Origin of the sequence: Baaleninema simplex PCC 7105 (genome assembly GCF_000332355.1) — a bacterium.
Taxonomy (GTDB): Bacteria; Cyanobacteriota; Cyanobacteriia; order Cyanobacteriales; family Geitlerinemataceae; genus Baaleninema; species Baaleninema simplex.
The window spans coordinates 1179868-1191809 of sequence record NZ_KB235958.1 but is presented as its reverse complement, the minus strand read 5'-3'; the positions used below and the strand labels follow the sequence as shown (position 1 = coordinate 1191809).

At 46.3% G+C, this 11942-nt stretch carries 10 protein-coding genes and 2 pseudogenes; 5 read left to right on the top strand and 7 right to left on the bottom strand.

Annotated elements, in window-relative coordinates; all coding sequences use genetic code 11:
• The first annotated feature begins 160 nt into the window (after positions 1–160).
• Positions 161–751, top strand: coding sequence for a hypothetical protein (locus GEI7105_RS0107235; RefSeq protein WP_017659802.1), 591 nt, complete (start codon positions 161–163; stop codon positions 749–751).
• A gap of 242 nt (positions 752–993) precedes the next feature.
• Here GEI7105_RS0107235 and GEI7105_RS0107230 read toward each other — a convergent pair whose 3' ends face one another.
• The 3 genes from GEI7105_RS0107230 to GEI7105_RS0107220 form a co-directional block, all read right to left on the bottom strand.
• Complete coding sequence (locus GEI7105_RS0107230) at positions 994–1713, bottom strand: class I SAM-dependent DNA methyltransferase (RefSeq protein WP_017659801.1); 720 nt, start codon at positions 1711–1713, stop codon at positions 994–996.
• Positions 1714–2409: 696 nt separating this feature from the next.
• On the bottom strand, positions 2410–3048 hold the full coding sequence (locus GEI7105_RS0107225) for a DUF1877 family protein (RefSeq protein WP_017659800.1): 639 nt from the start codon (positions 3046–3048) through the stop codon (positions 2410–2412).
• A gap of 72 nt (positions 3049–3120) precedes the next feature.
• Positions 3121–4326, bottom strand: coding sequence for an ankyrin repeat domain-containing protein (locus GEI7105_RS0107220; RefSeq protein ID WP_017659799.1), 1206 nt, complete (start codon positions 4324–4326; stop codon positions 3121–3123).
• A 393-nt stretch (positions 4327–4719) separates the two neighbouring features.
• On the opposite strand from GEI7105_RS0107220, the gene trmB reads away from it, so the two are divergent.
• Complete coding sequence (trmB, locus tag GEI7105_RS0107215; RefSeq protein ID WP_017659798.1) at positions 4720–5370, top strand: tRNA (guanosine(46)-N7)-methyltransferase TrmB; 651 nt, start codon at positions 4720–4722, stop codon at positions 5368–5370.
• On the opposite strand, the gene GEI7105_RS0107210 is transcribed toward trmB, so the two are convergent.
• Positions 5339–5908, bottom strand: a complete 570-nt coding sequence (locus GEI7105_RS0107210) for a DUF1802 family protein (protein WP_017659797.1) — start codon at positions 5906–5908, stop codon at positions 5339–5341. The genes trmB and GEI7105_RS0107210 overlap by 32 nt on opposite strands.
• A 165-nt stretch (positions 5909–6073) precedes the next feature.
• The gene (purM, locus tag GEI7105_RS0107205) at positions 6074–7099 is read right to left on the bottom strand and encodes a phosphoribosylformylglycinamidine cyclo-ligase (RefSeq protein WP_017659796.1); all 1026 of its coding nucleotides are present in this window, start codon (positions 7097–7099) and stop codon (positions 6074–6076) included.
• Positions 7100–7545: 446 nt separating this feature from the next.
• On the opposite strand from purM, the gene GEI7105_RS34535 reads away from it, so the two are divergent.
• Together GEI7105_RS34535 and GEI7105_RS0107195 are read left to right on the top strand one after the other, a co-directional pair.
• Complete coding sequence (locus GEI7105_RS34535) at positions 7546–8280, top strand: septal ring lytic transglycosylase RlpA family protein (RefSeq protein ID WP_017659795.1); 735 nt, start codon at positions 7546–7548, stop codon at positions 8278–8280.
• A gap of 246 nt (positions 8281–8526) precedes the next feature.
• The gene (locus tag GEI7105_RS0107195) at positions 8527–10074 is read left to right on the top strand and encodes a bifunctional pantoate--beta-alanine ligase/(d)CMP kinase (RefSeq protein ID WP_026097488.1); all 1548 of its coding nucleotides are present in this window, start codon (positions 8527–8529) and stop codon (positions 10072–10074) included.
• Between the two features lie 562 nt (positions 10075–10636).
• Here the strand turns inward: GEI7105_RS0107195 and GEI7105_RS40980 are convergent.
• Both GEI7105_RS40980 and GEI7105_RS38305 read right to left on the bottom strand, forming a co-directional pair.
• Positions 10637–11080, bottom strand: a pseudogene (locus GEI7105_RS40980) (IS1634 family transposase); the annotation flags it as partial.
• A gap of 225 nt (positions 11081–11305) precedes the next feature.
• Positions 11306–11479, bottom strand: coding sequence for a hypothetical protein (locus GEI7105_RS38305; RefSeq protein WP_158413175.1), 174 nt, complete (start codon positions 11477–11479; stop codon positions 11306–11308).
• Between the two features lie 261 nt (positions 11480–11740).
• Between GEI7105_RS38305 and GEI7105_RS36885 the strand changes: the two are divergent.
• A pseudogene (locus GEI7105_RS36885) lies at positions 11741–11942 on the top strand (IS5/IS1182 family transposase); the annotation flags it as partial.

The window sequence follows — 11942 nt, the reverse complement described above, 5'->3', positions numbered from 1 at the left end:
GAGGGGATGATAAGAACCGTAGGATGCGTGACTTGAAAAATAAATAGGGTGTCGGTTCTGAAACCGAAAAATCGTCACGCACCGCCCCCAACACCGCCTCCATAAAATTACTTTAAATTGGTCTTCAAATTTTGAAATGTTCGGATGAGGGAAATGTTTGATGGATTTTAAGAGTTCGATTCTCAAATTTCCGGTGTTGATGTTGGCGGGGTTGGCGATGGGAAATCCCGCGATCGCACAGGTTGACAATCCGCGTTTGACTCCCGAAGCCTGCGATCGCTTTGAAATGGGGATGACGCAAGCGGCGTTCGAGGAACTCCTCGACGAGTTGGAAATCGAGGCGGAACGACAACCCGTCGCCACAGGAAACAGTCAAGTTCAGTGGGTTGATGAGGAAACGGGAGCGGTTTTAATCGTCACGTTGCGCGAAGAATTGGTGTCTGGGGTGTCTTGTTTCGGCGTGTCGCCACAGGTGGAAGCAACCGCCGGGTACACCCATCAACTCTGTTCGCAAGTCGAGATGGGAATGACGTTAGCAGAAGTGCGTCAAGCCTTGGGTTCGCCGGGTGAAGTCGTGGATACGGGAGATGGGCGATCGCTGGGGTTGTTGTGGCGTTGGGAAGATCCTAATACCAACGAAGTGGCGATTTTGTCCTTTAGCAGCTTCGATGTGTTAGTCGGAAGTACCTGCATGGTGGAAACGCCGGAATCGGAAACGCCTGAGACAGACGCAACGAACACGCAGAATTAGAGTTTGGAAGGAAGCGGTGAGAAACCCGGTTTCTTGAGGACGCTGGTTTTTTGGGTGCAATTCCTGAGTTGTTGCGTCTCCTGGGTTGCTCTTGTTGGGGGGGGCGATCGGTATGGATATGAGGATCGTGAGTTGCTCTGGGGTGCATCTTAAAAATGTAAATCTATACGAGAGAATAAGGATTTCAGCCTCCAATTCTCATGTTTTTGCCAAACTGAGATGCACCCAGTTTGGCCTCTTTCTCATGCCACCTTTTCCAATACGAAAAACTTTTCAGAATTCGTCATGCCCAAAGGATTGAATCCTACATCTGCAAGCATTTTTAGAAATACAGTATCTCTGTAGAATCCTAAAGTTAACGTTTCTTCCGCAAGGAGGCTCTCCTGTTTCCAAAAAGAATAGGTCTTTTTGAGGAAAAAGTGATCTGAGCCGCCGTTATACTTTCCCATTCTTTGAGAGTAGATAATCCCATTAGTTAACTCAAGGTCTCGGTCTTCGTGAGGTGGGTGGACACTTAACAACAAAAGTCCACCACGTTCGAGATGATTAGCGACATTTTGCAATCCACGAAAGTCGTTCTCTTTGTTGAACAAATGTGTTCCTAAAAGTAACTCATTGTTCGATTGAATGATGACCCATGTGCCACCACTTGAAATAGCAGCATCGAATTTGTAATCCAGGTTCATTTCCGCCACGTCACACTCTATTATCGGAATGCTATTGGATAACCGTTTTTTGGCAATTCTTATCATTTCTGAGCTGAAATCTATTCCGACAAAATCATAGGTTGGCTCGAGTTGAAGTAGTGCTTTAGCCATCTGCCCTGTGCCAATACCAAGTTCAAGTATCCTTTTTCGTTGACCGATCGCGGAGCGAATGGCTGTTGCCAATAATTCATGATTATAGTAACCACCATCCATTAACAAGTCGTAGTAATCAGCAATTCCTTGGTAGTAACTCATAAAGACATAATCCTTTCTACAGCAATTTTATTAACATGATGCCTAACGGTTGTCATCAGCGGCGCGAGATCGTTGTTCGGATGGAACACGTGCCTAACCCTGCGCGTCCACAACTGGTCAGAATTTGACCTTTCAACGACGATCGACACACCACTTCATCTTTGAGCTAGGTACATCTCTCTTTTATGAACACACGATTTAGGCAATTTGTCAACATTTTTATCAAAAACTACCAGAAAGTAATTTAATTCTTTAAGTATTTATATTGATTGTAAAACTGATATACACTCTTCAATTTTGACTAAAGTTAGTCAAAATATTTTTATGGAGATTTTGTTTTTTGATTGAGTAAATTGGCTACAAAATTAGATAAGCTTAGCCTAGCTTTTAATCAGAAGAAATGAGTATAATTTCATTGTTTTTTGGGGTGCATCTCACTTTTGCAAAAACATCAGTTTGGGGTGGCAAAATTCCCGATTAGCACTTCCGGTATAAGATCCCCGGCATCTTGGAGATGCCGGGGATCTTATAAGCTTAGCCTAGCCTAGCTTTTAATCAGAAGAAATGAGGCTCTTCCGAACTTACTATGCAAGAAATCGCTGAAACCCTTACAGTATAAGAGTTTTTGCTAAACTGTATAAAAAGGCAGCTCAAATCGAGAAATCCCTTGCCAGATACAGGCTACAAGCATTTACCCTACACACCAAGGTCGGAAGAGCCAGAAATGAGTACAATTTCATTGTTTTTTGCCGCTTCAGCAAAAAAATCATGAATATACTTTAAAGTACGTTTCAAAAACTCCCAGTCCTCTTCGTCCCATTTCTCAGATTGTGCGTAAAGTTCGAGATCTTCACGTTCGTTAAATCGGATTCGTAAGTCTATTTCTGGTAACTGAGCGATAGCGATCGCAATCTCTTTCACTTCATCGGGAGTAAAATAGCGCACGTAACCATAGGTGGCTTCAAACTCTGTTTCTGTTCCTCCAAATATGACTTGATTTAACGGCGGTTCGGCAGAGGAGCGATCGCACGCGACTTCACCAGTCAAAAGATAGTGAATAGCTTGCCACTCTTTTTCGATAGAAAGCCAGGTTTTATTTAGATCGAAATTATCCTGATAGACGCTCGATTGCTTGGACAAAGAGGATTTTATTTCATTGCTGAACTCAGAAGGTAGTGTTTCACCAATCAACAAATCCAATAATAAATCTAACAACTCAGATCGATCGATCTTTCCAATCTCTCCATAGAAAAACTCTAGAGCCAATTGAGAATTGGCTTGAAGCTCTAAAAATTGAGCCTTAGATATACGTCTATAGCTCACAGTGATGCCCATTTTAATTCTAGGCTCTGGGTTTTAGATTTTAACAACGGAAATATTTTAACATTCAAGATATTCTACCTCAACTCAAAACGGTATATCTTCACTAGGAGTTGTCTCTTCAATTTCTGAATCGCCAACTGCACCATATTCTTTTAATAATCGAACGACTTCTCTATGTTTTGAATCTCGAGCTAAATCCAATGCTGTTTTTTGGTCGAAATTTTTAGCATTGACATCCTTAATTCCAGATTCAAGAAGAACTTTAACTGTATCGAAACAATCATTTTTTGCAGCTAGCATAAGAGCTGTATATCCTTCAAAAAAGAACTGACTAAAATTGAAGCCAGCTTCAATTAAAAATTTAACAATATTAGATCGATTTCTATATATTACATTAACAAAAGATGATTTGTCGAGAGTGGCTCCAGCATCGATTAAAATACGAACAATTTCAAATTTTCCATAAAAACAAGCTTCACATAAAGCGGTTTTCTGATTAAAAGCTACACCATTTACATCAATCCCTTCCTCAATTAATGCTTCAACTGTTTTAATATCTCCTGTAGATGCAGCGACAATTAAATCTTGCATCTTCATCTGTTCTTGTTTGCGAGCTATGGCTTTGGGAAGCTCTTCAATTGCTCTCAATCGATCTTCTTCACAAGGCACTAAAGGAAGTAAGTATTCTACAATATTTTGATATCCTGATTTTGCAGCAATCAATATATTTGTTTCTTTGATTTCATCATAGTCATTATTACTAAAATCTACAGAAATCTCTTCATCTACAAAAGCCCCAGCTTCAATCAACGTCGTGACTAAATCCAAGTTTCCTCTATAAATAGCCAGAGTTAGAGGTGCTGTACCATTTATATTCTGTGGAGCGTTAACATCGGCGCCAGCTTCAATGAGTAAATTGAGTATTTCCTTATTTTCTTTTTTTATCGCTAGATTTAAAGGAGAGTCAGGCTCGAAATCGTAAAAGCGAATTCCATTGGGATTAGCACCTGCATTCAAGAGCATTTCCACCATTTCCACTTGTCCTAATCTTACAGCAGCCACTAAAGCATTATCGTATGGTGTTCGCTGAAAGTTGACATTTGCGCCTGCTTCGATGAGAACTCGTAAACCTTCTATCCACTTAATTTCGACAGCATAAGTTATAGGAGGTAGCGTTGTTTTTGGGTCGAGAAAGTCTATGGATTTTAGATTTTTTAGAGCTGCTTTTAACTCTTTAACATCACGACGATCGAGCAATTTAAAAAGATTTCTCTTTTTGGGTTTATCCATTTTTTGATTATCCTATATTGTAGATTTTGGCTCTTCCGAGCCGAACCTAGCGTGTAGGGTAAAATGCTGTAATCTTCGTCTGGCAATGAATTTCACGATTTTCATGAATAACTTTAAATGAAAGTTCCGCCCAGTAAGGGGTTCATCGATTGCTTACACAGTAAGTACTGAATTGAGCTGTTGTTGGGTTTGGCGATCGCTCCACCCATGAACGGCAGCGTTGCCGAAGTCCAACCTACCCCAAACTCATATTTTTATAAAAGTGAGATGCACCCCTTCCCGAGTCGTTTTATTCTAGAGATGACGAATTCGTTCGACCACGACAATTGTTTGAAGTCGAGTTCTCGATAAAATAGAAAACGTCGAGCGTTAAAACAAAAGGAGGAATCTCGCTTGTCTCCGGTACGAGTTCGCCAACACGTTAACCCCCTCAGTCGTAAATACCAACAACCGATCGCCATCCCAGATTGGTCGAACATTTACCCCAATTTAACCCAACCCCTGCACCTCGATATCGGTTGCGCTCGGGGTCGGTTTCTGTTTGAATACGCTCGAATCGAGCCGAATTGGAACTTTCTCGGCTTAGAAATTCGCGAACCCCTGGTGGACGAAGCGAACGACTGGCGCGATCGCACCCACCTCACCAACCTCCACTATCTCTTCTGTAACGTCAACATCTCTATCAAACCCATCCTAAAATCCCTTCCCCAAAACGTCCTCAAACGGGTTTCGATTCAATTTCCCGATCCTTGGTTCAAAAAACGCCACCAAAAACGCCGCGTCGTTCAACCGGAACTGGTGGAGGATTTAGCCAAATACCTGGTTCCCGGTGGAGAAGTCTTTCTTCAGTCGGATGTCGAAGAAGTGGAAGTGGAAATGTGCGATCGCTTCTCCGAACATCCAGCCTTCCGTCGAACTTGCGAAAATTGGCTTCCCGAAAACCCGCTTCCGGTTTCCACAGAACGGGAAATCGCCACCCACAACAAAGGCGAACCCGTCTATCGCGCCATTTTCAAACGGGTTGCGTCGGAAACCTCCGAGTAATTTCACGGACGCGATCGCCATACGCCACCTCATCGAACACCGCATCGCCATCGTCAAACGTCAAATCCGCCGCCAACTCGATCCACGATCGACATCCGCCATACTGCGGTAAAACGGGAATCTCTCGCGGTTCCCGGAGGCGGTAAACTCTCAACAACAGCAAAAACAGGGGTTTTTCCGGTTTCCACGCCAGGCGATCGCGGACAAATTGACGGTTCCACACGAACTCGTCTGCGACTGTTTCGGCGGCTTCCCAACTCTCGACGAGAAAACGATGGGTAATCTCGGCCCGACCGGCGATCGCAACTGTTTTCGGACGCCAACCCGATTCAACTGGCGTGACGGTGGCGGCGTATTCAGGTTTGAGGAGTTCCGGCTTTTGATGTTCGTAAGTCGGATACAAAAACGCACGATCGCACTTCACTTGAAACGATTTCTCTTTTTCCCGAATTCCCCCTTTTCGCAGCAAAGCGACCGTTTCGCCTCGCAACAAGGCGTCTACCGCAACAGACCATTCCTTCAGTGCAAACACCGCCATTTAAGATTTAATATAGCAGTTCCAAATGGGTCGTCAAAAATTAAAACACCCGAAAAAAATCTGATTCCCCGTTCCCCGTTCCCCGTTCCCTTTATCCCCTTTTTATCCCAATTTTGTTACACAACTGATTTAGGGTTGCTATAGGTGAGAACGGGGAATCTCTCGTTAACTCAGTCCCAAGACTTCGCCGTTTCCAGAGACGACTTCTCCAAGGACGAAGGGATCGAGATTTTGGGTTTTTAGGGTTTCCAAGGTGCGATCGACCCCATCGGGAGAGACGACGACGACGAAACCTACTCCCATGTTAAAGGTATCGAACATATCCGACTGTTGCACGTTTCCCGCCTCAGCTAACCATCGGAATACTGGGGGAATGTCCCAAGCGGCGCGATCGATGGCGATCGCCCGATCTTCACCCAAACAACGGGGTAAGTTTTCCGGAAGTCCGCCGCCCGTAATATGGGCCATGGCGCGAATTTCGATGTCCGCCTCCCGCAGAGATAACACCGGTTTTACATATATATATGTAGGCGTCAGAAAAACCTCTCCCAAACTGCGGCCGCCGAACGCTTCGGGACAGTCTGTCCACCCGTAACCGCCATCGCCGACGATTTTGCGAACCAGGCTGTAGCCGTTGCTGTGAACCCCAGAACTCGGAAGTGCGATCGCCACATCGCCAATTTTCACCTGAGAACCGTCGAGAAGCTGGCTTTTTTCCACGATTCCCACGCAGAATCCCGCAATATCGTATTCTCCTGGCTGATAAAACCCCGGCATTTCAGCAGTTTCGCCGCCGAGTAGCGCACATCCGGCTTGACGACATCCCGTGGCGATTCCCGTGACGACTTGCGCCAACTGTTCGCCGTTGAGTTTTCCCGTCGCCAGATAGTCGAGAAAATACAGAGGTTCTGCGCCAGAAGTCAGAACGTCGTTGGCGCACATGGCCACGAGATCGATTCCCACCGTGTCGTGGCGATCGAGTTGGTGAGCCAGTTTTAACTTGGTTCCCACGCCGTCGGTTCCAGAAACGAGAACCGGTTGGCGATATCCCGCCGGAATCTCGAAGCATCCGCCAAATCCTCCCAATCCTCCCAACACGCCAGGACGGTAGGTTTCTCGTACGACCTCCTCGATGCGATCGACAAAGGCGCGACCGGCTTCAATATCGACCCCAGCTTCTCGATAATCCATGACTCGTTTAGCGGTAAAACACAGGCTGCTTATTGTACCTTATCTTTCAAAATCTGTATTTTATATCATATTTTGACATTTTTTATATATTTTTTGTGTAAAGATTTTGAGATGGATAAAAATATACAAAAGCCATATTTCATAAGGCTTTGAGCCAAAACCCGATTGTGAAGTTTCTGTAAAGTTCGCCTCAATTCAGGGGCGTTCCCGATCCCCGATGGAAAAAGTTCGTGCTATTCTGTGGCAGTTCTACAACCATTACCTGAACACGGTATGAGTATGAGTTGCGATTCAGCCGTTACTCGAACGGCGAATCTGCGGCCAAACGCCCGTAAAATTTATCGAACTTACAAACAGCAGGGTGTTGTGGGCGCTTAGCAGACTCGACTCGCCACCCCAAACGCGGGGCAACGCGATTTGGGGGTTCGATTGGGAGAATTTAACTTATGACCTATCAACTTTGGAGAAGCTTCACGATCGCGATCGTGATTTCCGGAATGGGAAACTTTTCTTGTATGGCGAACGCCATCGAAGGCACTTCCGAGGGAAATACGAACCGCACAGAAGCTACAACGGCAACCTACGAAGTCGCGCAATCTCTTGTAGACACCGTACAAGCCGCTCCTCCAAATGCCAGCGAGGCACTTTTGGTAAATTGGGGAGAGTCTCACGAAGGGCTTCACCACCTCGTCTTCGAGGAGACAACCCAAAACGTTTCAAATGCTCCGAGCAGCGATCGCGCGATCGACCGTCAGATAGAGCGATCGGCATCTAGCCCGAGTCCGAGTGCCTCAGACGGGCAACAGGCTTACGTTCTTCCGCCTGCCACCCTTCCCAAACCCGATCCCACGCCTGAAGAAGTCATCGTTTATAGCGAACAAGGCATGGCATCGTGGTACGGGCCGGGATTCGAGGGAAACCTCACGGCGAACGGCGAAATTTTTAACAGCAGTGCCATTACGGCCGCTCATCCCGAACTTCCATTCGGAACCCAAGTGCGGGTCACCAACCTCGACAACGGCCGGTCGCTCGTCGTGCGCGTTAACGATCGCGGCCCTTACGCCTACGGACGCGTCATCGACCTCTCCGCCGGAGCGGCCGAACGTCTGGGCCTCATCGCCAGCGGCGTCGCTCCCGTCCGTCTCGAAGTCGTCCGACCGGCTGAAGCTGTCGGGAAGTAAGTTAGAGAGAAAGTAAGAGGGACAAGGAGGCAAGGAAGATACTGTTATCTGTTCCCTGCTCCCTGTTCCCTGTCTTCCCTGGCGACTGGCGATCGAAACACTTTTCCCTCTTCACTGGTGAAGCATCCTCATCCCGATCGTCCCTGGGTTGCTACACTAACAAGTTGGTTCTGTGCGTTCGACATCGGTGTTTGAAATAACCGTTAGACACTGGTGTCGAACGTCGATCGCACCGAGGGAGATTCCATGAAACGCCTAACCACTAAGGCTGCTCTACAAGCTTATCGCCAAAGCCAAGACCGCAACCTGACGATCGGCTTCGTCCCGACGATGGGTAACCTCCACGACGGACATTTGAGGTCGATCGAGCGAGCGTGTCAGGACAACGATCGCACCATCGTCAGTATTTTCGTGAATCCACTTCAGTTCGGACCTCACGAAGATTTCGACAAATACCCGAGAACGTTCGATCGCGACTGTCAACTCTGCCAAGACGCTGGCGTCGATGCCGTATTCGCACCGAGTCCCGAAGAGTTAGGGATTTCGGGGAGAGCGCAAGCCGACGCAGACGGGCGAACGTCCCTGCGAACGACGGTAGTGCCGCCACCTAAGATGACATCTATATTATGCGGGCGATCGCGTCCCGGTCATTTCAACGGCGTCGCGACCATCGTGACCCAACTTTTAAACTTAGTGCGTCCCGATCGCGCTTACTTCGGCCAGAAAGACGCCCAGCAACTGGCAATTATCCGCCAACTGGTTCGGGATCTTTCAATTCCGGTCGAAATCGTCGGCTGTCCCACCGTGCGGGAACCCTCCGGCTTAGCCTACAGTTCTCGCAACCAGTATCTCAGCGAGGAGCAAAAAGAGCGCGCTTCTGTCCTGTATCGCAGTTTGAAGCGAGCGCAAACGCTGTTCGAGGAAGGATTTCGCGATCGCGCCGAACTGCTCGACGCCGTTAAAACCGAACTGGCCACCGTTCCCGAATTACGGTTAGAGTACCTCGAACTCGTCGATCCCGACAGTTTAGTTCCCCTCGCCAGCGTGCGTCGCAAAGGACTGCTCGCCATCGCCGCCCGCATGGGAGAAACCCGACTCATCGACAACCTGTTACTGAACGCTCGAGCGCCCATTATCGCCATCGACGGCCCCGCAGGGGCGGGAAAATCCACAGTGACGCGTCAAATTGCCCGTAAACTCGGGTTGTTGTACTTGGACACCGGGGCGATGTATCGGGCGGTGACGTGGTGGTTAGCTGAGTGCGGCGTCTCGATCGAGGACGAATCGTCGGTGGCTGAGGCTTTGCAACAGTGCGACTTACAGTTACAGTCCGATGTCGAAGGCGATCGCTGTCGCGTGTGGGTGAACCGTCAAGAAGTCACCGACGCCATTCGATCGCCTGAAGTCACCTCGGCGGTGTCGGCGGTGTCGGCGCTTCCAGTGGTGCGTCAGTTCCTCATCGAACAACAAAAACGCTACGGCGAAACCGGGGGACTCGTAGCGGAGGGGCGAGATATGGGAACTTGCGTGTTTCCCGACGCCGAAGTGAAGGTGTTTCTCACCGCTTCGGTGGAGGAACGAGCCAGACGGCGCAAGCTGGATTTGGAACGTCAAGGGTACGAGGTGAATTTGGATCGGTTAGAAGGAGAAATCTCCGAACGCGATCGCCAAGATAGCACCCGAGCGATCGCGCCTTTGAAAAAAGCCCGAGACGCGATCGAAATCCAAACTGACAATCTCAGCATCGATGAAGTGATGGATAAAATTCTACATCTGGTTCCGGCCGGACACTGAAGTCGTTCTCGATCGCTCTGAAATGGTTTGTCTCTCTCAATTCTCTTGTTTAAAGAGTATGTAGGGAATTACAAAACACCAAAACTGGAGAGATAATACTGCAATTTTTGTGTGTATTCGTCTCTCCAATCTTTTTTTATTTTGTATAGTATCTGCCAAAGCAACCAGAACATTGCAACCCACATTCCGCACTTCAACTTGTAGTACGCCAAGTAGCACGAGAAGGGGATGAAATTAGTCGGGAGTTGGTTAGGGATTAAGACCGAGAAAAAAGAAAAATTCGGGTAAAAATGACATCTTAGAGAAAAATCGGTTGAGGAATGGGCAAGTTAAACTGTTCGGCTCTTCGGAGTTTAGGGTGACAGAAAAACTAACTTCACGAGATTTCAAGGGTTTTGGCTCTCGAATCTTCAATTTTTTGTATCATGCTATACATTTATAACCACAAACTCCGAAGACCCAACTGTTCCCACCCAAAAAAACGGCTCAAAATTGGTTTGGGGAATTCCCCCCCATCAGGGAGATTAGATGTAATTTTAACGAGCATTAATCGAGTCTATCTTCAAGTTAGAAGATAATAAGCCTGACAAGATTTTGGAAAAAATTCAAGTAAATGTAGGCGCTCAGAGGTTAAATTAGAAATTTTTTTAACTCCCTGAGTTCGGAAGACATGAATCCCTTGAAAACATTGAAATATCCATCGGAGAGTTGGTCGATCGGTTAGACGACCTAACTGATTTTTGACGCCAGTTTTTAGCCGCTTCAAAGTTTTCCGAATTTGTCGTTGTCCCAGAGTGTAAACCAATAAGCATAAGCCCATAATGAATCCCAAAGCTTCAATCCGGTGAGGAGATTTAAGAAAAACGCTATTCGTTAAAAATAGCGGGTCTTTCAGAAAGCCAAAACCTCGTTCGACTGACTGTTGCTCTTTGTAGTTCGAGAGCATTGAATCAGCGGTTAATTCTTCTGAGTTTAAAACATTCGTCGCCAAGATAAATCGTCCGGCACTCGTTTTTTTATCTCGACTGAAGCTTCATCAATTGTGACGTTCGCTTTGACTTGATAGACCCCAGAATTTTCCGTAATTTCTAAATCGGTAATTTGGTGATACTTCGACTTTCTTAAAAGGCGAAATGCTGCTTTTTCGGCATCAGCGGCACAAGCAAATTCTCGAACACTTAACTCTCGGAGTTTCTTTTGGGCGGACTCACCATCTTTCTGGATTTTTTCTCTAATTTTTTAAATCTGATTCTTTCCTTTTTTGACTTTCGACTAATAACCATCTTTGCTCAACATCGGCATAGTTTTGTTGAGATTCTTGAAAACGATAACCCGTAAGTTGACTCGCTTTTAACTCGCTTTCCTCTACCGATTCTACTAAATTCTTCGCTGCTTTTACCGTCACGGGAACTCGACTCAACCATTTAACTTCCTTGGCAATTTTGTAGATTTTCCTGGGTGTAAAAAGCACTATCAGCCACCGTTAAACTTTCAAACTGAAATTGTTTTTAAACTCAACCATCGATCGACCAAATTGCTTTGAGTCTGGGTCTTCGGAGTTTGTGGTTATAAATGTATACCATAATACAAAAAATTGAAAAATTCGAGAGCCAAAAACCCTTGAAATCTCGTGAAGTTAGTTTTTCTGTCACCCTAAACTCCGAAGAGCCAGTTATCAGTCAGTTGTGTAGAAGGATATGTATTTCTCGAAAAAATTAGTTGGGATAATTATAATGAAAGTGGAGATTTAATCTCGCAAGTCGAAGCTTACAAAGACTATACGGGAGTTTACCCCTCATCGGTTCACGCCGATCGAATTTATCGAACCCGAGCTAATCGAGCTTGGTGTAAAGAAAGAGGAATTCGTC